Here is a 21,970-nt window from a genome sequence, read left to right as displayed (position 1 = left end):
CTCTTTTACTGTTCTGTTTGAATCTAGTTCCAGTATGTTTTATATCTTGTAAGAGAGTCGTTAAATAATATTTCATAGAATCTCCTTATTAACTGTAAGGCAAGTAACTTATCGGTCATAGACATCTAGCTCCCGTGCTTTTAGAACTAGTGTTTCACTAATCTTTGTAAAGCATTTGTACTTACTAACATCATGATAAACCTGCTGTTAAATACACTTTTCTTTCCATTATCTTACTAATGATTTTTTTCGCTTGCAAGATGGATTTCCCGGGCAATGATAGTGTATATAAAATACTACATGATAATAATTAACCATGTGACAAAGGAGAGTGAAAATGTGAGGAAACGAGTTAGAGAATTAGGTGTAATAATAGGTGATCTACCTACTGGTGAACATAATGCAATAACGGATGTACCAAGTGTGCTGGTGGGCCATGTTACCTTATCTGAGGATTTAGGTAATGAGGATGTAATTCGTACCGGAGTAACTGCGATTCTTCCTCATCAACAAAATCCTTATCATCATAAAGTGCCCGCTGCAACTCATGTTATGAATGGATACGGAAAAGCAACTGGCTTTGTTCAAATAGATGAGTTGGGTGAAATTGAATCACCAATTATGCTTACAGGTACATTTACAACTGGATCAGTACTTCAAGGAACAATGGAGTATATGATGGGATGTACTCCAGAAATAGGAGATACAACTGGGTCTATTAACACGGTTGTTGGGGAGTGTAATGATAGTTATTTACATACCGCAAGGACATTTGCTGTAAAACCAACCCATGCCATTCAAGCAATTGAGCGAGCAACGTCAAATTGTGAAGAAGGTAGCGTGGGTGGAGGGACAGGTATGACATGCTATCAATATAAAGGTGGGATAGGAACATCATCCCGTATCGTGCAAGAAAAATGGACGGTGGGTGTACTTGTGAACACAAATTTTGGACTTCGAGGTGAATTTGAATCAGGACACTATAAAGCTCCTAGTAAGGATCATGATACACCAGCCGGTTCAATAATGGTGGTTATCGCAACAGATGCCCCTGTTTCCGATCGCCAACTAAAACGCATTGCAAAAAGGGCATCAGTTGGGATCAATCGTACTGGTGGAAGAGTACATCATGCAAGCGGAGATATTATTATTGCTTTTTCTAATGCCAATGCTCGTACTCATTTTAGTGAAGAAGAAGTTGTCCATTCCACCTATATTAAAGAAGATACAAAAGCATTTCACTACCTGTTACAAGCAACGATAGAAGCAACGGAGGAAGCGATTCTAAATTCATTGACCATGGCTGAAACCACCACAGGAAGAAACGGTAGAATAATAGAGTCGATCTCATATGACGTGTTTGAATCTCTGTAGTAAATTGCTGGTATTATTCACTCATTTACAGTAGGTAGACGGTCATATGCTTGTTTTAATATTTTTTGTCAGTGGTCTATGCCATATAAGAAGCATAATCTTGAAGAATTAAAATCGAGATAAATTTGGTAATCCCGAAAGAGCGATGTTTTCGTAGATTTAGTTAGAATAAAGGTGGCTGTGGAACAACTCGCGTCCTGCCGGCGAGAGTCCCCTTGTTCCACGGCCACCTCCTGCGATGTTGGGAGAAACGGAAACATTGCAAAGTTAGAGAGGTTGAGGTATTTGAATATCTTCTGACGGTCTACACCCTAGTAAGTTCTAGTATCACAATTGGTTCATAACAAAAAATTCTGTGGGAAGAAAGCTAATGAACATTTAGTTCGCTGTTTGTAAAAAATAAAGTTTTATTTGTCCGTAAGATCGAACCAAAGAGGGTTTTCACTAAAAATAAGGGCTTATATGTCCTTTCGGGAGACATACAACATTTGGCCGCGTGTGCGATAGCCATTACCCGGCTGGGGGTGAAGGGGAACTACGAGACTCCCGCGGGAGAAAGAGGTTGGTGAGACCCCGGAGGGAGCAAAGCGACTGAGAAGGCTCACCAGTTCGCCCGCAGGAAAGCGAGTTGCTTCACCGTAACCCCCTTCCACGTTTCAAGTATCGGACCCATCACCTTTTGAATATATCTCGAATCCAAGTCTTCAAGATAATGGGGCTAAAATGGAATAGTCGAATACAAAAAGAGCTTGGAATTTTATAATCCAAGGCTCTTTTTTTAGTAGGAATATAACTATTATAGATTTATATCCTGGCGACTAGGTGGCGCCATGAATTCAGGGCCAACAGGGTCTTTTACATGTTTAACAAGAATATCATCTATATCCTTTTGGGTTTGTTCATCAATTTTGAAATCCATAACCTCATCAATTGGATTCATTTGGTCAGGTCGACGGGCCCCCCATAGTGCTGTACCTGTTCCAGGCTGGTCAAGGATGAATCGAAGTGCTAAATGGATGATGCGCTTGTTAAAACGATCCTGTGCAAGTTGATCAAGTTCATTCACTGCATTAATATATTGTTCGAATCGAGGTTGTTGAAACTTTGGATCGTTATTACGTAAATCATCACCTTCGAATTGTTTATCCGTTTTCATTTTTCCCGTCAATAATCCACGACAGAGACTACCATATAATAGAGTGTGTAAGTTGTGCTCCTGAACATATGGAAGAATGTCTTCTTCTATTCCTCTTTCAAACATATTATAAGGTGGTTGAACGGTATGAAGCGGAGCTGCCTCACGGAATGTATCCATTTGTTCAGGGGAGAAATTACTTACTCCAATGGAACGAATTTTGCCTTGTTTGTATAAATAATAGAGAGCTTCTGCCGTTTCATGAATTGGTACAGTAGGATCTGGCCAATGCACTTGATAGATATCAATATAATCCGTCTGAAGACGTTTTAATGAATCTTCAACTTCTTTATGAATACGTTCTTTGGAAGCGTCACGGAAGACTTGTTCATCTTTCCAGTTCAGTGCTACTTTTGTGGCAAGTGTTATATTCTCGCGTCCACCGTACTGTTGAAGAGCTTTCCCGACAATTTCTTCTGATGTGCCAAATCCATAAACTGGAGCTGTGTCAATTAGTCCAATGCCTTTATCTAAGGCTGTGTGGATTGTTTTTATGGATTGTTGTTCGTCAGTACCACCCCACATCCAGCCTCCAATTGCCCAAGTACCGAGACCGATACGTGTCGTTTCTATTCCAGTATTGCTTACATATTGTTTTTCCATTATTTCCACCTCCATAAGTTGTAACCTTTGCTATTCTTAGTGGTTGTACCCGTTTGGCGTAGAATTTAACCATTTAGATATGCATAGATTGAAGTCAAGGAACATAGCATGTTTGTTATCTGAAATGAATAAGGTACTAATAGTAGCTTGTCTAGGAGGAGTCAATGTGATTAAAATCTCTCAACGTTTGTTGATGTTTTTCTTTTTAAGTTTGTTTATTGGAATAGGGATACTGGGGCTGATACGCGCTGAACAAGTTGTGATCCCGCAAGAGGCAGTTGAGGCCAGTGATGCAATTGAGTTGCCTCAACCTCTTACCAAAGTAAGCAATGTTATGGAAATTGAGCAAGCTGTGGGCTATTCGGTCCCTACATTAACCTATCTTCCAACTTCTTATGAATTTGAAAGTATGGGGTTTCGAGAGTCCAAGAGGTCTTACCTGGTAAGGCAAACCTACATTAATCCAGGAAAGGGGCATTTAATATTTGAGCAAAAGCCAATCAGCCAGAAGGAGCAGAAAATTGGGTATGAGGAAAAGGTAATTAACTTTGATTTTAAAAAAATTGCGTTGTATAGCAAAAATGGTGGTATTTATGAAGCTGTTTGGGAGACACCAACCTATGTTTATTCTCTATCTTCAGTACGTCCTTTTCCTTTGGAAGAATGGAAAAAAATCATACTTGGACTTCAATAAGGTGGCGATATGAAATTGGTTAAAAATTCAATACATGGATATAGAAGCATCGAAACCGGGTAAAAAATATAGAGAAGTATTATGAAAGGGAGGCTACGTTATGTACCGTTATAAATTTGTTGAGGCCACTATTGGTGGTGTCTTTTCTGAACCCTCCTATCGTCAAATCATTGATGAGCACGCGAAAGATGGTTGGAAGCTCGTTCAAGTATTGCCCATTAACTACAATGGTCATGGAAAACCAAAATCGTATGAAGTTATTCTAGAACAAGTTGCAAATGAAGAAGCAGAGGAGTAGTCTTGTTAATTCAAGGCTACTCTTTTTTAACAGTAAAAAAAGCATAAGTTTTTGGCTCTTCCATGTCTAGCTCCAGCACAAAGCGACTAGCAAACTTCCTGCCACTCCTTACAATAAGTCACCATCGGATTGCTACCGCTCTCCGTGTTTCCTTTATCTCGAAAGGATAAAGAGGAGGTTTGTTTCTGGGGTTTGGAAGTTCGGTTAAGATCGTTGCGTCACGCAGCAACATCGAACCAACACACGTCCTGCGGCCAGCAGTTTGTACGTCGCTAAATGGGTGCTTGCACATTTCTATTATTCACATATGAGTGGAATTTGCAGAAAATTCATACTATAATAATGCTATTATAGGGCGAATAAAGGGGGAGTCTGATGGAGGTTGTTCAGCAAAAGAAGGGAAAATCAAAACTTAAGCGATGGCAGAAAGTATCCTTAGTAGGACTTGGTATATTCATTGTACTAATTATATCGATGTTCATTTTTGTAAACGGTTACATAAATAGAAACTTACCACAAATCGAAGGGAAAGCTTCTCTGCCAGGACTATCTGAATCAGTAGAAGTCATACGCGATGATGAAGGTGTACCACACATAAAAGCCAACACAGAACGAGATTTATTTATGGCACAGGGTTATATCCAAGCGCAAGATCGCCTATTTCAAATGGACATGGCTAGAAGACAAGCATCAGGGCGTTTGAGCGAAGTGGCTGGAGAAGTGGCATTAGAGCGCGATAAGTATTTTCGAACGTTAGGATTAAGGCGAGCAGCAGAAAAATCATATCAAACCTATTCAGAAGAGGCAAAACAGGTAATGGAATGGTATGCAGCGGGAGTGAATGGCTTCATTGACCAAGCAAAATCAAGTAATAGCTTACCAATTGAATTTACTTTAATGGGCGGGAAACCAGAGAAGTGGACTCCAATTGACTCCTTAACCATAGGAAAGTACATGGCATTTGATTTAGGAGGACATTGGGAGCGACAGGCATTTAATTATTTTCTTTTGCAAAATCTTCCTGAAGAAAAGGCGTATGAACTATTTCCAACTTACCCCAAAAATGCACCCACCATTATGAAAGAGGAAGAAATAAATGTTTCGTCTTTGCTGAAGGAAGCTGTTCTGCCACATCCTTTCAATGGAAGTAACAATTGGGTAGTAAGTGGGAATAAGACTTCTTCCGGAAAACCGTTATTAGCAGACGATCCTCATTTAGGATTGGCTACACCATCTATTTGGTATCAAATGCATTTATCATCTCCTGATTATGAGGTGAGTGGTGTAATCTTTGCAGGGATTCCAGGTATCATTCTGGGACACAATGAAAACATTGCGTGGGGCGTTACCAACACAGGACCTGATGTACAACAATTATACTTAGAGAAACGTAATCCTGATAACCCAAATGAATTTTTATTTGAAAGTGATTATGAAGAAGCTACTGTAATCAATGAGGAAATTAAGGTGAAGAATGGGGACAACGTTAATTACGAAGTTATAGAAACACGACATGGTCCTCTCATTTCAGAGTTTGCCAAGAAGAGCGGCAAAGAAACTGCTTTATCGCTTCGATGGACGGCGCTTGACGCTTCAACAGAATTAGAAGCAATTTTAGAAATCAATCAAGCTAGCAATTGGGAGGAATTTGAAAAAGGGCTAGAGAAGTTTTTAGTTCCAGCTCAAAATTTCGTGTTTGCCTCTAAGAATGGCACAATTGCTTATAAAGCAAATGGAAAAATTCCAATTTATGAGGATGGTTCAGATGCATTATTGCCTTTAGAGGGATGGGAACAAGAAAATGAATGGCAAAAATTTATCCCATTTGATGAGTTACCTACAATTATAAATCCTGAAAAAGGGTTTATTGCTACAGCGAATAATAAGGTAGTTGGAGATGAATATCCGTATCATATTTCAAACAACTGGGCACAACCTTATAGATACCAAAGGATAGAGGAAGTTTTACACGAAAGAAATAAATTAACGACCGATGATATGAAGAACTTGCAAATGGATCAAAAAGACCTACGAGCTCAAGAATTTGTCCCTATTTTCTTAGAACATGTGGATGAGCAAGCCGTGAATGATTACGGAGCAAAGGCTTTACAATTATTGAGAAAATGGAATTATGTAGATGATGTTGATGCCCCTGAGCCTCTTATATTTAATAAATGGATGAAGACATTTACCGATCGTTTATATGAAAAGCAAATCCCAGAGGGGATGATGGGATTTTTTAAAGGTAGTGGGCAAACCACAGATGAACTTATTAGGAAAGCCTCTAGTGGAAAAAATGTTACTTGGATTGAAGAACAAGGTGGGTTACCAAAAGCATTGGCTCTATCGTTAAATGAAACGATCACAGATCTTATTGACGAGAATGGAAAGGAAATCACAAGTTGGGAGTGGGGCGATTTTCACAAAGTGGAATTCACTCATCCATTATCTAGTGTGGCATTTTTAGACCGTTTCTTTAATCCAAAAGATCCAAAACCTGTAGGAGGGAGTAAAGTCACTGTTATGGCAGCTAGCTATGACTACAGTGAAGGGATTGTTGATCATGGAGCCTCTTGGCGGTTTGTGGCTGATTTAAATAATTTGTTATCTGCAAGTCACTTAGTCGGCCCAGGTCAATCTGGACACTTTCGCAGTAAATGGTACCATAGTCAGCGAGATAATTGGGTGAATGGTGGATACCATGAAACGAAAACAAAGGGTTACGAAGGAGAAAAATTGATGTTACAACCTGAATAATAAATGGAGCACTTTTCAAACTTTTGAAAAGTGCTCTTTTTTTAACAATGAAGAAAAGATAAGTTGTATAGGAACATCTTTAAAAAGATAGAAAATGGAATTAGATTATATATGAAAGGGTAAGATACACAGGAGTCCACTTTTTATACATATGTGTCCATTGATTAATCTAGGAGGTTTACTATGCACGGATTTCATGAGGTTTTTATTCAGATTTTAATATTACTTGCAGTGTCAGTAACAGTTATTGGTATAGCAAAAATTATAAAGGAACCATACTCCATTGCTCTTGTGCTTGTTGGAGTGTTACTCGGTATGACTGAGGTTCCCTATATTGAAGAGGCTGAGCAATTTATTACACAGTCGACGGTGTTTCACGCTATTATTATTTCATTATTTTTACCTGTATTACTAGGGGACGCAACATTAAAAATGCCATTCCCTCATCTAATGGAATTAAAGAAAACAGTTATGTCATTAGCATTTCTAGGGACGTTTTTATCCTTCATCATCATTGGGTTTAGTGTTCATTTCTTACTTGGCTTACCTATAGTGGTATCCTTTACTTTTGCAGCTCTAATGAGTGCAACAGACCCAATTAGTGTTATATCAATTTTTAAGGACTTAGGTGTCCCTCAAAAATTCAGTACTATTATGGAAGGGGAATCCTTGTTTAATGATGGTATTGCAGTAGTGTTATTTAAAATTTCTACATTATATTTATTAACGTATATTGATATGGGAATAGCAGGAGTAGGAGAGGGAGCTTTAATGTTCCTTAAATTTGCCCTTGGTGGAGCTATTATTGGTCTGGTTATGGGATATATATTCTCACAAATCATACGAGTTTTTGATGATTATCCATTGGAAATTGCACTTAGTATGTTGTTGTTTTTTGGAAGTTACTTCATTGCAGAACATTTCAAAGTATCTGGAGTAATTGCTGTTGTAATAGGAGGGTTACTGTTTGGAAGTTACGGTAAGAAAATTGGAATGTCTGAAGAAACAAAAACCAATATCAATACATTCTGGGATACGATTACACTCCTCGCTAACTCCATTATCTTTTTAATGGTGGGGATTGAGATACGAGAAATTGATTTTTCAGGAAAATGGGGGCTTATTGCTTTAGCAATTGTAATCGTGCTTGTCGGGAGAACCATTGCACTATATACGTCAACAAGTTACATTAAGCATTTAGGTGCAAAAGAAAAAATATTATTAAACTGGGGTGGATTAAGGGGAAGTCTTTCCATTGCTTTGGCGTTAAGTCTGCCTGACGATTTTGATGGCCGTGAGGAAGTATTACTCTTAACCTTCTCAGTTGTGCTTTTCTCCCTTGTTGTTCAGGGCTTAACATTAAAGCCATTAATCAAAAAGTTAGGGCTTGCGAATAAGTAATAATAAATCCCAGCCGTCGTGGCTGGGATTTTTAGATAGTTTAGCTCATTTTAAAAATGTTTGCATGTATATAACTTAATAAATAAGTTATCGAGGCTATGTTCAGCTCCAGCGCCCAGCGACTAGCATACTTCCTGCACCTCCTTACGATAAGTCAACATCGAACACTTGCGCACTTGGTATTTCCTTTATCTCAAAACGATTCATAGGGAGTTCGATTAAAAACGCTGCGTCACGCAGCAATATCGAACCAACCCACGTCCTGTGGGCAGCAGTTTGTACGTCGCTAACCGGCGCCCTGAGCTTTTGTTCCTACATGCTTTGTTTAATTTTTTGTATAACTTGTGTTAAATTATCGTGAACTACATAATCAAACAGCTCATCTTTTGCTGTTGGTTCACGATTAATTAGAATGGTTGGGAGGTTACGTTGATATTTGGCGTAATCTGGTAAGAAATTAAACGGCATAACGAATAAAGACGTGCCTAATACAAGTAAAACATCTGCTAGATCGATAATTGCTTCTGCTTTATCATGCTGTGTGATAGGATCTCCAAAAAGAACAATGTCAGGCTTTAAGATATCGTTACATAGATGACTACCATAAGTAGTAGTACAACGCGGTGTTTCATGCTCCATAACATGTGAGAATCCATATTGCGTGCCACAGGTAGGACATGTAGCTGTGGTGAGTGAACCATGGTATTCAATAATACGGTTGTTACCAGCTTTTTCGTGTAGGCCATCGACATTTTGAGTAATAATCGGGACCTCTTTTCCATTGTCTTCTAATTCGTGTAAAAAGGCATGAACCTCGTTAGGCTGATAATTGCCTACTAATTTTATCTGAAAAATGTCTTTATATTTTTTCCAAAAATCTACAGGGTGTTCATGAAAGTAATCAGAAGACATATAGTACTCTCTTGAACGGTCCTGCTCCCAAATCCCACCAGCAGATCGGAAATCAGGAATTCCACTTGCAGTACTTACACCTGCTCCGGTAAGAACTGCAATACGTTTTGCTTTCTTTAAGGTAGTAGCTATCGCTTCAATTTGATGCATCCAATCACCTCTTACTTAAATCTAGGGGAACATGTTGAGTTACTACATACTATCTTTTGTTAAATCCTTTTGACTGAACAAATTCAGATACATCCATACGCATAGGTTTCTGGAATCGACGAAGCATTTGTTCTGTCCATGAATCAATTCGGTTATTTTGGCTCCGATGTTTATAATATTCTCTTATTGTGTTATCAAACATTTCAAGTTCGGTTGTTTGATCTTTCTTATATTCATTTTCAAAATATATACCTGCTTTGGAGAGGCGAGGTTTTTGTTCTGGTTGTTTTTCAGGATAACCTATCACCATTCCGAATAAAGGTATGACGTGATCCGGTAATGAAAGTAAGGAATCTACTTGTTGGATGTTATTACGAATGCTACCAATAAAACACATACCTAACCCCATTGATTCAGCCGCTATCGCAGCATTCTGAGCTGCAAGAGCTGCATCAATAGAGGAAACCAAGAGGTGCTCTGTATTTTCTAAATTTGCGAGCATATTTTCTTTTTGCTCTTGCGTAGCTTTTTGTTGATGTCGATATAAATCAGCACAGAAGATAAATAGGTGAGCATTATTTTGTACATAATCTTGTCCTGTAATACGAGCTAGTTCTGCTTTTTTCTCTTCATCTGTTACGCCCATAATGGTATAGGCTTGCATATAACTTGAAGTTGAAGCCATCTGAGCAGCCTCTATAATAGAAGAAATTTGTTCATCTGTTACTTTTTCATTAGTGAACGCTCGAATAGACCGATGGTTTAAGAGGGTTTGTAATGTTTCGTTCATAGCTAGACTCCTTTGTGTTGTATTCAAATAGGTGAAAACAAAATAAATCTCACTGCATTCAAGCAATGAGATCATCTCCTGCTATTATATAAAAACAATACTGGGAAAAGAAAGTAATCTACTTTATATATTTATTGCAATGAGTTGTCTTTTTGGACACGTTTAAAATGCACTCTATGAACAATGCGAATTAATGGACGAATTAATAACTGAGCGCTACCAAGTACAAATAAAGTGGTTCCCCATATTTTAGTAGCTTCCCAATAGAAAAAAATACTTCCAATTAAAAACCAAAGCCCAATAAGCACATCATTTACATTGTATAAAATAGTGTAACGTTGCTTAAAAAAAACTTCATACCGTCCTAAATGTAAATCTATTTCATTTTTACTCTGATTTTGATTTGTTTGACTCATCTTTCACCCTCCTGATATTACCCTTATATCCACAAAGGTTATTATTATAACGTCTTTTTTTATTGGCACTTAATATTTCTGTTTAAAAATGATAATAGTATTTAGGAGAATACAAAGAATAACCGTTTACTCAACAATTGAGGCATAATCCTGAAGACTTGGATTCGAGATAAATTTGGTGATCGCACAGAAAGAGCGATGTGCCCGTAGATTTAGTTAGAATAAAGGTGGCCGTGGAACAACTCGGTGCTGCCGGCGAGCTGGCAAGCCTCCTTGAGCCCAAAAATCGGGGCTCTGTGGGGTCTTCCCTTGCTCTTTCTCCGGCGGGAGTCCCCTTGTTCCACGGCCACCTTTGCTAGTATTGGGAGCAACGGATACATTGCGAAGTTAGAGACGTTGAGGTATTTGAATATCTTCTGACGGTTGGTTTACACCCTAGTGAGTTCTAGTATAACAATTGGTTCATAACAAAAAATTCTTTGGCAAGAAAGCCAATGGACACTTAGTTCGCTGTTTGTAAAAAATAAAGTTTTATTTGTCCACAAGATCTACCCAAAGAGAGTTTTTACTAAAAATAAGAGCTTATATATCCTTTCGGCAGACATACAACATTTGGCCGCGGGTCCGATAGCCATTACCCGGCTGGGGGTGAATGGGAACTACGAGACTCCCGCGAGAGAAAGAGGTTGGTGAGCCCCCGGAGGGAGCAAAGCGACTGTGAAGGCTCACCAGCTCGCCCGCAGGAAAGCGAGTTGTTTCACCGTAATCCCCCTTCCACTTTTCAAGTATCGTACCCATCACCTTTTGAATATATCTCGAACTAAAGTCTTCAAGATAATGGGGCAAAAATGGAATATAAAAGCTTCAGTTGTTTGCTACATATCAATAGATAATTACCATTACTAACTATATTAAAGTTAATGTTTATTTAAATTAAGATGAGCTTTTGATGTTAACAAAAAGATAAGATATGTTATCATAATATAAAATACCTGAAAGTTATTAAATTCCTATGTAAACCGAAAAAAAGTCATATACAACTAATGTACAAATATTCAACATTAGTTATTCGGTGATATGAAGACCAACCATTATATTAGAATAACATTAAAAGTGTAGTTTACTTTCTACTAAATGATATTTATAAGGAGTTGTTATGCTTTAGACGCTTACCATCCGTACTTGTACTTAACAGCTTAGCCTACGTAGAGGTGAGGATATAATGGGGGAACTAATTGACCTTGAAATCAGACGAGCTAGAAAAGAATTAAAGGAATATACAAATTCCAAAGGTATAGCCTATGAGATTTATTTGACTGTTGTGAAATATATTAATGAACATCTTGATGAAGGTTACAAAAAGCCAGTTGAAAATTTAACAACAGAAACCCTGTTAGAGCTTGTGTACCAAGGTGATCGGGAGCGATTTAAAGCAACATTTCAAGAGCTTATGCACTACTGGAAATTAGATGTAGATATGGAAGATGTGCAATCCTTAGAAGGTATATTTACAACCTTTAAAACGGTTGGGGATTTGTGTATCTATCTTGAGAAAAAAGTCAATAAGCGATCTGATAAAGAGGGAAAATAAAAATTAAGAAAAGCTTAGATAGCCCTGGTGGCAACGTATAGATTGCGGCCTACAACAACGTAGATTGGTTCGATGTTGACTTATCGATTTGAGGTGAGGGAAGCACACTAGTTGCTGAGTGCTGTAGCTAGACATGTAATTGTCAGAACTTATGCTTTCTTCACTTGTAAAAAGGCTTGTCTTTCTCAAGACAAGCCTTTATTTAGTATCAAATGTCGTTTGATTTTCCTACTGAAAAACCATCAAACAAAGGGCCACCGAAAGGTTCTAACGTTGACTCAACCAACTTTTCAATTTCTTCAGTTTCACCAGTTCGATAAAATTGATCAAATGCTCTTGTAAATTGTTTTGCAAAATCTTCATCATATAGTTTTAAAGAACGAATCACCCATTTTCCTTTACCAATCCATTGCTGGTTTGTACGAAGATAAAATTCGTGTAATTGATCAGCTAGCAGATTGGCTGTGAAAATACCCTCTGCACGATGTGTTGCTCCTTTTATATCTTCTGCCGTGTCGGTGATGAAATAACGTTTTAATTGAATGGTTTCCTCATTCCATACTTCAGGACCTTCAGCTAGTCTATTAGCGGCTTCTTCCTTTATACTATGGATATGCTTTGCTCCTTTTAATGGCATACCTTCTACTATCATTCGTGGTAGACTAGGAATCCCTTTTTTACAATCTTCATTAAAGAACTCCCTGTAAGAAGTTTGATTATGTACAAAGACTTCCACAGGCCAATTTAAAGAAAAAAAAGACTCTCGATAGGAATTAGCAATTGAAAAATCAAACACAACGATATCTAAATCGGATGTTTCTGTAGCCTCATATCGAACAACACTCCCAGCTAAAATGGCTGCCTGGCTATTGGGATAACGTTCTTCTACAATCTTCTTCGCATCCAAAAATGCTTGTTCTTTCACCCAATCATCCTTTCGAAAATTTAGGTAATGTCTACATTGTAATCTTTGTGGAAAAAATATGAAAGTGATTAGAATATAACTGATTTGGCTTACTAATAAACCCCTTATGTTTAAGCTCATTTAATAGAAGATCATTAGCTGTAATTCCTCCATACTTTTTGATTTTACTGGATCCAGTAGTAGAGTATTTCGTAGTTGTGTTTATTATATAACATAGTACTTTAAGTATAATCGGGTTAAATAAGCATTATTGTGTGCATTAGGAAAAAGGAATGATTATAAGGAAAGAGAATAAATACATATACAAAGAACAAATAGGGGGGGCAAAGAAAATGGTGAAAGGTACAATTGAAGTTGAACACCTTACGAAAACATTCAAAAAGGGAAATGTTCAAGCTGTTAAAGATGTAAGCTTTAATGTTAAGGAAGGCGAGTTCTTTGCATTTCTTGGACCGAACGGAGCAGGTAAATCAACTACTGTTCAAATTCTAACTACACTGATAAACGCTTCATCAGGTAAAGTGGAAGTTGCTGAACAGGATGTCATTCAACAGCCTCATGAAGTCAGAAAGTACATTGGTGTGGCTCTTCAAGACACCGGTATTGATCCAAGCTTGACTGGAAGAGAGATGTTGAAACTGCAATGTGGTATTTTTGGATTTAATAAAGAGGAAGCTTCAAAGCGTACAAAGGAATTATTAGAAGTTGTTCAATTAACGGAATCGGCTGACCGTATCTGTGGGAATTATTCTGGTGGAATGCGTCGCCGTCTTGATTTGGCGCTAACACTTGTAAATAAACCAAAGATTTTATTCTTAGATGAACCCACAACAGGACTGGATCCGTCAAATCGGAAGAGCATATGGGAATACTTAGAACGTTTAAACAAAGAAGAAGGTACAACCATATTTTTAACTACCCAATACTTAGAAGAAGCCGACTTTTTGGCTGATCGAATTGCAATTATTGATGGAGGAATGATTGTGGCAGAAGGAACTCCTGCAGAGTTAAAGTCGCAAATCGGAAATGATTTAATTACAATGGATTTTTCGTCGGAGGAAGAAACACATCAAGCTATGGAAATACTAAATGAAGAACTTATGGCTACAGACCTTGTCAATAAAGGACAACAACTCGTTATGTATGTTCAGGACGGAACAAAACGTTTAATGGAAGTGGTACGTGTACTTGATCATCATAGTATTCCGATTCAGAGCATTAATGTTGATTCTCCAACTCTAGATGATATCTTCCTCAAAATCACTGGAGAAGGTATTCGTGACAAGAAAGGGGAAGTTCAGCATGGGTAATGGATTGGTAAAAGACATTTGGTTACTATCAAAACGTAGTGTACAAACGACATTAAGAAGTCCTTTCTCCTTTATTCCTAATTTGCTTATCTCTATGTTCTTTTTAGTGGTGTATGAAAGTGGTTTAAGTGGCATTTCACAATTACCAGCCTTTGATGGGGCGGATTATCTCGCCTTTATTCTTCCTGTTTCAGTTGTTTCCGCTGCAATAGGCGGTGCTGGGGGAGCAGGTCAAGGGATTGTGAAAGATATTGAAAATGGCTTTTTCTCACGATTACTGTTAACCCCTGCTTCGAGGCTTTCCATTGTTCTGGGACCAATTATAGCAGGGATGCTTCAGTTGTTTGTGCAAACACTGCTGATTATTATGGTCGCATTTTTCATGGGACTGAACGTAGAGACTGGTTTTTTTGGTATTGTTATTGTTCTACTAATTGCGATTGGGTGGGGGCTAGCATTTGCAGGGTATTCAGCAGGTGTAGCATTAAAAACTAAGAACGCTCAAGCAGCACAAGCAGGTACATTAATCTTTTTTCCGCTAATTTTCTTAAGTACGACATTTGTACCTTATGAATTAATAGAAGCGACGTGGTTGAAAGTAGCTGCTACGATTAATCCAACCACTTACATCTTTCAAAGCATGAGAACCGTCCTCATTGATGGCTGGCAATGGTGGGAAATTGCTCAAGGTTTCATCGCCATCATCATTGCATGTGCAATTACTATAACGTTCGCAGCTGTTTCAGCTAAGAAAGCTGTCAGTAGAGGTTAAAATCTTCGTGAATATTAATTTGATTGGTGAGTCCATTAGTTTCATGACATGGTATACCCCTAGCCAATAGGTTGGGAGTTTTTTGTTAGTAACGAAAACATAAGATCGGTTAAACTAATCTCTAGCTTCTGTACCTTGAGCTTTCTTTCCTTAATTTTTGTACACATCAATCCCATAACATCATAGAATAAGAAAAAGAACGAAGTGAGGCGATCGCATGAGATGGAACGATTTCTTGGATTTATTAGTTCTACTCTTATTATGTGGTGGCGTTATCCTTCATGCTCAGGAACTTATAACAGATTTTATGATTTCAATTATTGCAGCGCCCAGTATGTTCTATATTATGGTACTCAGTGATATCATTAGAAGGAAGACAAGGTGACTGCTTAGTTAGAGAAGCAAAGCCCTATAAACAAAAACCGGCATCGATAATGATAAGTAGTTCGGTTTTGGAGCACAAACATTAAAAATGCAATATTAAATTGAGCATTGAATTGCAACGCAAATTGATGCTCTTTTTTCATTGTTAAATCAATACTAACGTGTATTTGGGATAGTGTTTTGCACATAAAATTGTTGTCCAGTTTACATTGATACAATAATTATTGAAGAGCTATTAAATCACAAGCAAATAACCAATGTAATTTTAGGTACCAAAAAGAGCAAATCCCTTATCGGAAAATGCTCACTTTTCTTTAACTAATGCGCCGTTATTCAAAAAGCTTTGTTATTTAGGAGTAACTTTCAAGTCTTTTCCTATAATTTTAGTAGCTTTGTAAATCACCCCTGTTTTATGGGATTTAATATCAAAATAGCCATTATAGTTATCCCAAAATTCACGATTGTGAGAGTTTTTTTCAAGAATATTTAATATGTTGTTAAACATTGCAGTTGCTTCTTCTTGCGAAGGATGCTTTTCAACCAAAAGTCTAAATTTTACTTGCTCCTCGTCCTCGGTATATGAACCCGCTGTTGTTGATATTTCATCTAATTGTCTTAAATAATCTTCTGTCTTGCGTACTGATTTAGAAATATCTATTTCTTGCTGTTGATTACAAGCAACTGCTAAAAGCAACATAACAAATAAGACGTTAAATAACAATAACCTTCTTTTCATAAACATCCCCCACAACAATTCTGTGATTATGTTACCACAAAAACCTAAATGCTCTTATTGAAAATTTCTGGTGAAGTTCTGTGGGAGGGTGGTTTTGGAATTGTGGACGTTATGGAATAATGGAGATTCGATTAAGACCGCTACTTCACACATCAACATCGAACCAACCTATGTCATTTAGAACGGAACTTATTTTTGGCGAAAAGGGCTTACTGAGCTGTTTATAAATAGCTCTATTTGGTCCGTTGGAATGTTCTCCAACAGCCAGAAGTAATCTCTTTTAGGTCAATAGCCTTTGCGTAAGAATAGATATATACATAACCTTCTATATCGTTATTCTTGTCTTTAATCCAAACTCGTTCATAATGGTTGTTTGAATGGTTTGGCTCGTATCCTTCAAGATTATCCATTTCAGCTAATCCTTGTTCAGAAACCGTAAACCATTCTCCAGTAACGGTGTTAGCATGGTCTAACACAAGAGCAGGAAATGATCCCACATGAAATAAACGCCCTGTTACGTTCCCATTTTTTCGATCAATAAGGTAGGGAGAAGCGATATGGTGATTGTTCTCACCTGGTAACAGAGTTCCGTAAATAAACACATTATACGTCATGGTTATACCTCCAAAATAATACAGGTTGTGAATAGGATAATAGAAATTGATAAAAATGTACTGAGTGTTTTAAGCAATAATGACAAGGTTTGTTTCCATTTTATGAGCTTTTATAATTGATTGTTTCGTGAGTTAATAGTAGGATATAGAAACAAAACACGAACATACATTCGTAATTTTGGGAAAATTATGGTACAATCATATGTGATAGCTTTCCTAAGGTAGTAAATTTTGGATGCTCGTTTTTAGATAATAATCTATATGGCTATCTAAGTAGACAAGCGGTATCTAATAAAACCTATTTACCCTCAATGGAAAGGGGGTGTGTAGTATAGGTATCTATGAAGTATTAACATTAATGATTGCATTTGGAAGTCTTATGGTGTTGATTGTCACATCAAACCATAAAAAATAACCCCCTATGGTGGTAGGAGGTTAGTCAATTTTGTTCCTAACTGAGAAAGCTATCAGGCTGTGGCATAAGCTACAGCCTTTCCTTACAATAATCATACCATAATTTAGGGCATAAGTCACATTTTCTGCAATTTTCTTTGCCTTTCATAAGATTTATAACAAGTAGGGAATATAAAATTTATCCTTATAAGTACCATTAACCATAAGGGACTTATATCTTGTACCTTCAATCGAGAAGCCAGTTTTTTGATATAAATGTATAGCTTCTTTGTTAGTAGTAATGCCGTAAAATCTAGTCTAAGTAAATGATTGTTTTTGCCTAATGAATGATTTCCTTTAGAAGAAGAGAAACTATGCCTTGAACTCTATAGTCTTCGTGAATACCGATGACAAGTTTAGCACTGTGTTTTGTTCTAGTAGTGGTACCCCTTTTTGCCATCACATACCCTACAAAAATTTGGTCTACGTATACAGCGATAATTGTAAAATTGGTTTGTGAATAGATTGATCATGGATTTTGGTTCATCAATAGATTCTTTACGCTTAAAAGGGTCAAAGAGCATATTACCTGATTGATCAACTTGATGTAGAAGTTTGTTCAAGGAAGAAGCTTGAATGTTGTTCTCAAATAACAAATTCATAATAGTAATGAGACTCTTTTTATATAACTGATTTTTATTCTTTACGGTAAGAAATATGTAACTAATATTTGCTTAGCGTACCATAAAGGTTTTGAAACGTTTAAAATACGAAAGAATTTGGTATATTTATGTACATAGAGATTATAAAATATTCCCTCTAGGGTATCCCTACTTTATGGAAGGAGATTATTATGAGTGAAGATAAGGTTTTTAACAAGGATAAGGCACAGAAATTAATTGATCCTGAGCGCGAGAAAATCGTACCAATTAATAAGGTGTTAGAATTATTGCAACTAAATGGTGACGAAAAAGTAGTTGATTTAGGAGCTGGAAACGGATATTTAACATTGCCAATCGCTAGGGAAACGAAGGATCGTGTAACAGCTGTAGATTTGCAGTTTGAAATGTTAGATATGCTTGATCAACGAGCAAACGACGAAGAGCTCACAAATATTGATCGATTAAACACAGATTTGTCTTCATTAAATTTACCAGATAGTTCTTTTCAAAGAGCTGTGGCGGCATTTGTGCTCCACGAGGTACCAAGCCTTTCACAGACCTTGGAGGAAATTGGGCGTGTTTTAACGGAACATAGTCGTTTTCTTGTATTGGATTGGGAAGCTGTGGAATCAGAACAAGGTCCTCCATTAAATCATAGAATTTCTTCTACGGAAATGGCTGAACAGTTAGCTAAAGCAGATTTTGAAGTTGAAGTAGGTCATTTTAATAAGGATGTTTATTATATTGTGGCTACCAAATAACTTAGGTATCTAACACACGTGTTGACGAATGTACCAATTTGTTTTATTATACCCCTAGGGGTTAATTGATGGTGGGAAACAAAGCATTGGAAATGCAAAGAGCAACAACCATTGTTATCCTAACAATAGGCATCAGAAATTGATTGATGCAATATGGATTATAAAACTTATAAAGATATACTCTTAGATGAGGGTATGGAAAAAATAGGAGGTAATATTTATGCGTACAATGACTGCTGAAGAAGTTCGTAAACAGTTAGAAGAAGGTAAAACACTTAATATTGTTGATGTTCGTGAGGACGAGGAAGTAGAAGAGGGTAAAATTCCTGGTGCAAAACATATCCCTCTAGGTTCAATTGAAGATAGACAAAATGAACTAGACCATAACAATGAGTATGTAATGGTATGTCGTTCTGGTGGTCGTAGTGGTCGAGCTACTGAATTCCTAGAAGCTAATGGCTATGAAGTCATTAATATGGAAGGCGGCATGTTAGCCTGGGAAGGTAAGACAGAGTAAGTTCCTAAGATAAAATGACTTGCCATCACAGGTTTTATACAAAACGAACCTGTGGTGGTCAATCTATTTTAATATAGAAGTATGGTGAACAATGGATAGGTAAATACTTTTTACCGTATCCAATTTTTTTCATCACTAAAATACGGCAGGGGGTAAAAAAGATGAGTGAACCGTTAAAGGCACAGCAAGTTGCTAATAAAGTATTGAACCAAAAACCTCTTTTCATTTTGGATGTGCGTAATGAAAGTGAGTTTCAAGATTGGAAAATAGAAGGAAATTCAGTGGAAATTATAAATAAACCGTACTTTGATTTGTTGGAAGGTGTAGATCACATTCTTGATGAACTACCAAAAGAAAACGTTCTAGTTGTTTGTGCAAAAGAGGGATCTTCTATCATGGTAGCAGATATGCTAGATGAAGCAGGTCTTAAGGAAGTGTATTACCTTGAAGGTGGTATGAAAGCGTGGAGTGAATATCTAGAGCCAATCAAAGTAGGTGATCTTTCTGACGGAGGGGAGTTATACCAATTTGTACGCCTTGGTAAAGGTTGCCTCTCTTATATGGTAATTAGCCAAGCAGAAGCTATGATTATAGACGCGAATCGAATGATTCAACCTTATTTAGATTTTGCAGAAGACCATGGACTTACTATTAAACATGTGGCTGATACACACTTACATGCAGACCATATTTCAGGGGGCCGAAAAATTGCAGAGGAAGTAGATGCTGCGTATTGGTTACCACCTAAAGATGCACCAGAGGCTACATTCCATTTTGAATCACTAGAAGATCAAAAAGAGATTCAAGTTGGTAACACAAATATCCAAGTAGAAGCTTTATATACTCCAGGCCATACGATAGGGTCCACTTCTTTTGTGATAGATAATCAATACCTTCTTTCTGGAGACATTCTATTTGTTAAATCAATTGGTCGACCTGATTTAGCTGGTAAGGCTGAAGACTGGGTTGGGGATCTTCGCAACTCACTTTATAATCGTTACAAGGAGTTATCTGAGGAATTACTAGTACTTCCGGCTCACTTTGGTTCAATGGACGAGATGCAAGAGTCAGGAATTGTTGGTAAAAAGCTAGGTGAACTATATAAGGATAATAAAGGATTGCAGGTTGATAATGAACAAGACTTTCGTCGTATGGTAACAGAGAACTTACCACCACAACCAAATAGTCATGAAGAAATTCGTCAAGTAAACATGGGGAAATTGAATCCTGATGAGGAAAGACAACGTGAAATGGAAATTGGACCAAACCGTTGTGCAGTAAGTGAATAAAAGAATATTAAATGAAGTAAAAGAAACCGACTATAACAAAAATAGTCGGTTTTTTTAGTTCATCTATGAAATTTATATTAAAATAATGTTTTATTCTTATTAGAGGTGGTATCTTCTTAATTGCATTACTTATTTAACGTTTTCTGTTTATGTGATTTATTATAGATACAACGATGGCTACAAACAGTTTATTGTTGCAAGATACAGGGAATCAAAAATACACTTATACTTGCTGAATCTCAAAGAAGAAGGGAGGGGAGTTTTATGGAAAAAGTAAGAATAGGTATCGTTTCAGCTCCAGAATTACCAACAGATATTGCTCGTAAGATAATAGATAAATTACCGTCTTTATTAAATAAACATATAGTAGGTGACATTACTTATTCTGTTGATTTAGAAGCCGATCCTTTAGTAGGGGCTGCAGAAAACATAGACGATACATTAGATGAAGCTGTTCAACGCAAAAAAGATCAACAGTGGGATTTCGTAATATGTATAACTGATCTCCCTATTTTTTCAGGAAAAGATGTTGTAGCTGCTGACGCAAGTGTTCGTCATGGATTTGCCCAAATATCAGTCCCAGCATTTGGTTCAATGCCAATGAGGAAAAGGATACAGAATGCAGTGGTGCAAATGATAAAAGAATTGTATATCCCCAGAACCCTTGCACAAGAATCGAAAAAAAGCAAAAACCTATTTCAACAACAGTTCCCATTCTCTAGATTAAGACGTAAAACACCGAATAATGAAGAAAACGTGGATGTTCGTTTCGTCATAAGTCCTAGAATGACTGGGAAAATGCGATTAGTATCAGGGATGACATTTGCTAATAGACCTTGGACAGCACTTGGATCTTTTAGGAGGGTATTAGCCTTAGCATTTGCAACAGGTTCTTATATATCTATTTTTAAAACACCTTGGAAACTAAGTGTCACTTATTCAGAAGAACGTTTTATAATCTTGATGATTATTGCGATATTAAGTATGGTGGCATGGGTTATATTTGCTCACAATCTTTGGGAGAAACCAACAACTAAAGGGGATAAGCGTTTACGCAGGTTATACAATCGTACTACTTTCCTCACATTATGTGTCGCGGTTATTATAAACTATGTTGTTCTATCTATTATGTTTCTTGGTGCGATTGCTATCTTTGTTTCACCTGAGTTATTTAAAGCATTTACTGGTCTAAAAGAAGAACCAAGTATTTTGTATTACTTTCAACTTGCATGGTTAGTTACATCACTCGGTACATTGACTGGAGCAATAGGCGCAGGTCTTGAGGATGAATTGGTAATTCGAGATATTACGTATGGATATAGGCAAAAAAGACGGAACAGCGAAATCCAATATGGGGGAAAAACAAATACCTCACAATATGCTTCCCCAATTAAAGATGAATAAGAGTGATTAGGAGGTGAACACC

21 protein-coding genes are annotated in these 21,970 nt (G+C 37.1%); 13 read left to right on the top strand and 8 right to left on the bottom strand.

Going from position 1 to position 21,970, the window contains the following annotated elements; translation table 11 throughout:
* Window positions 1-339 precede the first annotated feature (339 nt).
* Window positions 340-1,374, top strand: a complete 1,035-nt coding sequence (locus GLW08_RS02960; protein WP_337193885.1) for a P1 family peptidase — start codon at window positions 340-342, stop codon at window positions 1,372-1,374.
* A gap of 796 nt (window positions 1,375-2,170) precedes the next feature.
* Here GLW08_RS02960 and GLW08_RS02955 read toward each other — a convergent pair.
* Window positions 2,171-3,172 (bottom strand): aldo/keto reductase, encoded by a 1,002-nt coding sequence (locus tag GLW08_RS02955; RefSeq protein WP_160847082.1) that lies wholly within the window; start codon window positions 3,170-3,172, stop codon window positions 2,171-2,173.
* 166 nt (window positions 3,173-3,338) lie between these two features.
* On the opposite strand from GLW08_RS02955, the gene GLW08_RS21785 reads away from it, so the two are divergent.
* From GLW08_RS21785 to GLW08_RS02935, 4 genes are all read left to right on the top strand, one after another.
* On the top strand, window positions 3,339-3,866 hold the full coding sequence (locus tag GLW08_RS21785; RefSeq protein WP_160847081.1) for a DUF4367 domain-containing protein: 528 nt from the start codon (window positions 3,339-3,341) through the stop codon (window positions 3,864-3,866).
* Window positions 3,867-3,966: 100 nt separating this feature from the next.
* Window positions 3,967-4,164 (top strand): DUF4177 domain-containing protein, encoded by a 198-nt coding sequence (locus tag GLW08_RS02945; protein ID WP_160847080.1) that lies wholly within the window; start codon window positions 3,967-3,969, stop codon window positions 4,162-4,164.
* A 375-nt stretch (window positions 4,165-4,539) separates the two neighbouring features.
* Entirely contained in the window at window positions 4,540-6,921 is a 2,382-nt protein-coding gene (locus GLW08_RS02940; RefSeq protein ID WP_160847079.1) for a penicillin acylase family protein, read from the top strand.
* A 183-nt stretch (window positions 6,922-7,104) separates the two neighbouring features.
* Complete coding sequence (locus GLW08_RS02935) at window positions 7,105-8,322, top strand: cation:proton antiporter (protein WP_160847078.1); 1,218 nt, start codon at window positions 7,105-7,107, stop codon at window positions 8,320-8,322.
* A 312-nt stretch (window positions 8,323-8,634) separates the two neighbouring features.
* On the opposite strand, the gene GLW08_RS02930 is transcribed toward GLW08_RS02935, so the two are convergent.
* The 3 genes from GLW08_RS02930 to GLW08_RS02920 all read right to left on the bottom strand — a co-directional run bounded on the left by GLW08_RS02930 (window position 8,635) and on the right by GLW08_RS02920 (window position 10,590).
* A complete protein-coding gene (locus tag GLW08_RS02930) occupies window positions 8,635-9,375 on the bottom strand; it encodes an NAD-dependent protein deacylase (protein ID WP_160847869.1) in 741 nt (246 codons plus the stop codon).
* 58 nt (window positions 9,376-9,433) lie between these two features.
* Entirely contained in the window at window positions 9,434-10,174 is a 741-nt protein-coding gene (nfsA, locus tag GLW08_RS02925) for an oxygen-insensitive NADPH nitroreductase (protein ID WP_160847077.1), read from the bottom strand.
* A 131-nt stretch (window positions 10,175-10,305) separates the two neighbouring features.
* Window positions 10,306-10,590: a YrhK family protein gene (locus tag GLW08_RS02920; RefSeq protein WP_160847076.1), complete on the bottom strand. Its 285-nt coding sequence runs from the start codon at window positions 10,588-10,590 to the stop codon at window positions 10,306-10,308.
* Window positions 10,591-11,812: 1,222 nt separating this feature from the next.
* Between GLW08_RS02920 and GLW08_RS02915 the strand changes: the two genes are divergently transcribed.
* On the top strand, window positions 11,813-12,181 hold the full coding sequence (locus GLW08_RS02915; protein ID WP_160847075.1) for a hypothetical protein: 369 nt from the start codon (window positions 11,813-11,815) through the stop codon (window positions 12,179-12,181).
* A gap of 208 nt (window positions 12,182-12,389) precedes the next feature.
* On the opposite strand, the gene GLW08_RS02910 is transcribed toward GLW08_RS02915, so the two are convergent.
* Window positions 12,390-13,106, bottom strand: coding sequence for a nucleotidyltransferase domain-containing protein (locus tag GLW08_RS02910; protein WP_337193884.1), 717 nt, complete (start codon window positions 13,104-13,106; stop codon window positions 12,390-12,392).
* Window positions 13,107-13,438: 332 nt separating this feature from the next.
* Here GLW08_RS02910 and GLW08_RS02905 point away from each other — a divergent pair, with 332 nt between their 5' ends.
* Complete coding sequence (locus GLW08_RS02905; RefSeq protein ID WP_160847073.1) at window positions 13,439-14,416, top strand: ATP-binding cassette domain-containing protein; 978 nt, start codon at window positions 13,439-13,441, stop codon at window positions 14,414-14,416.
* Window positions 14,409-15,188, top strand: a complete 780-nt coding sequence (locus tag GLW08_RS02900) for an ABC transporter permease (RefSeq protein WP_202406353.1) — start codon at window positions 14,409-14,411, stop codon at window positions 15,186-15,188. Before GLW08_RS02905 ends, GLW08_RS02900 begins: the two co-directional genes overlap by 8 nt.
* Window positions 15,189-15,918: 730 nt before the next feature.
* Here GLW08_RS02900 and GLW08_RS02895 read toward each other — a convergent pair.
* On the bottom strand, window positions 15,919-16,308 hold the full coding sequence (locus GLW08_RS02895) for a hypothetical protein (protein ID WP_160847072.1): 390 nt from the start codon (window positions 16,306-16,308) through the stop codon (window positions 15,919-15,921).
* A gap of 233 nt (window positions 16,309-16,541) precedes the next feature.
* On the bottom strand, window positions 16,542-16,922 hold the full coding sequence (locus tag GLW08_RS02890) for a gamma-glutamylcyclotransferase family protein (protein WP_160847071.1): 381 nt from the start codon (window positions 16,920-16,922) through the stop codon (window positions 16,542-16,544).
* Window positions 16,923-17,244: 322 nt separating this feature from the next.
* Between GLW08_RS02890 and GLW08_RS22345 the strand changes: the two genes are divergently transcribed.
* On the top strand, window positions 17,245-17,337 hold the full coding sequence (locus GLW08_RS22345; RefSeq protein WP_423808628.1) for a putative holin-like toxin: 93 nt from the start codon (window positions 17,245-17,247) through the stop codon (window positions 17,335-17,337).
* Window positions 17,338-17,655: 318 nt separating this feature from the next.
* Here the strand turns inward: GLW08_RS22345 and GLW08_RS22340 are convergent, their stop codons facing one another.
* Complete coding sequence (locus GLW08_RS22340; RefSeq protein WP_423808687.1) at window positions 17,656-17,814, bottom strand: hypothetical protein; 159 nt, start codon at window positions 17,812-17,814, stop codon at window positions 17,656-17,658.
* Between the two features lie 354 nt (window positions 17,815-18,168).
* Between GLW08_RS22340 and GLW08_RS02880 the strand changes: the two genes are divergently transcribed.
* The 4 genes from GLW08_RS02880 to GLW08_RS02865 all read left to right on the top strand — a co-directional run bounded on the left by GLW08_RS02880 (window position 18,169) and on the right by GLW08_RS02865 (window position 21,948).
* The gene (locus tag GLW08_RS02880) at window positions 18,169-18,738 is read left to right on the top strand and encodes a class I SAM-dependent methyltransferase (RefSeq protein WP_160847070.1); all 570 of its coding nucleotides are present in this window, start codon (window positions 18,169-18,171) and stop codon (window positions 18,736-18,738) included.
* A 220-nt stretch (window positions 18,739-18,958) separates the two neighbouring features.
* Complete coding sequence (locus tag GLW08_RS02875; protein WP_160847069.1) at window positions 18,959-19,255, top strand: rhodanese-like domain-containing protein; 297 nt, start codon at window positions 18,959-18,961, stop codon at window positions 19,253-19,255.
* A gap of 161 nt (window positions 19,256-19,416) precedes the next feature.
* Complete coding sequence (locus GLW08_RS02870) at window positions 19,417-20,544, top strand: MBL fold metallo-hydrolase (RefSeq protein WP_160847068.1); 1,128 nt, start codon at window positions 19,417-19,419, stop codon at window positions 20,542-20,544.
* A gap of 264 nt (window positions 20,545-20,808) precedes the next feature.
* Window positions 20,809-21,948, top strand: a complete 1,140-nt coding sequence (locus GLW08_RS02865; protein WP_160847067.1) for a hypothetical protein — start codon at window positions 20,809-20,811, stop codon at window positions 21,946-21,948.
* Window positions 21,949-21,970 lie beyond the last annotated feature (22 nt).

It is taken from the genome of Pontibacillus yanchengensis, assembly GCF_009856295.1.
GTDB lineage: Bacteria > Bacillota > Bacilli > Bacillales > BH030062 > Pontibacillus > Pontibacillus yanchengensis_A.
Note: the sequence above shows the minus strand (reverse complement) of the source record. Positions and strands in the feature narration are given on the sequence as shown.

Coding starts and splice junctions, on each gene's coding strand:
- GLW08_RS02945 (WP_160847080.1), top strand. CDS start 3,967: ATGTACCGTTATAAATTTGTTGAGGCCACTATTGGTGGTGTCTTTTCT.
- nfsA (WP_160847077.1), bottom strand. CDS start 10,174: ATGAACGAAACATTACAAACCCTCTTAAACCATCGGTCTATTCGAGCG.
- GLW08_RS02870 (WP_160847068.1), top strand. CDS start 19,417: ATGAGTGAACCGTTAAAGGCACAGCAAGTTGCTAATAAAGTATTGAAC.
- GLW08_RS02955 (WP_160847082.1), bottom strand. CDS start 3,172: ATGGAAAAACAATATGTAAGCAATACTGGAATAGAAACGACACGTATC.
- GLW08_RS02880 (WP_160847070.1), top strand. CDS start 18,169: ATGAGTGAAGATAAGGTTTTTAACAAGGATAAGGCACAGAAATTAATT.
- GLW08_RS02915 (WP_160847075.1), top strand. CDS start 11,813: ATGGGGGAACTAATTGACCTTGAAATCAGACGAGCTAGAAAAGAATTA.
- GLW08_RS02875 (WP_160847069.1), top strand. CDS start 18,959: ATGCGTACAATGACTGCTGAAGAAGTTCGTAAACAGTTAGAAGAAGGT.
- GLW08_RS02905 (WP_160847073.1), top strand. CDS start 13,439: ATGGTGAAAGGTACAATTGAAGTTGAACACCTTACGAAAACATTCAAA.
- GLW08_RS02935 (WP_160847078.1), top strand. CDS start 7,105: ATGCACGGATTTCATGAGGTTTTTATTCAGATTTTAATATTACTTGCA.
- GLW08_RS02920 (WP_160847076.1), bottom strand. CDS start 10,590: ATGAGTCAAACAAATCAAAATCAGAGTAAAAATGAAATAGATTTACAT.
- GLW08_RS02865 (WP_160847067.1), top strand. CDS start 20,809: ATGGAAAAAGTAAGAATAGGTATCGTTTCAGCTCCAGAATTACCAACA.
- GLW08_RS02890 (WP_160847071.1), bottom strand. CDS start 16,922: ATGACGTATAATGTGTTTATTTACGGAACTCTGTTACCAGGTGAGAAC.
- GLW08_RS02900 (WP_202406353.1), top strand. CDS start 14,409: ATGGGTAATGGATTGGTAAAAGACATTTGGTTACTATCAAAACGTAGT.
- GLW08_RS02940 (WP_160847079.1), top strand. CDS start 4,540: ATGGAGGTTGTTCAGCAAAAGAAGGGAAAATCAAAACTTAAGCGATGG.
- GLW08_RS02895 (WP_160847072.1), bottom strand. CDS start 16,308: ATGAAAAGAAGGTTATTGTTATTTAACGTCTTATTTGTTATGTTGCTT.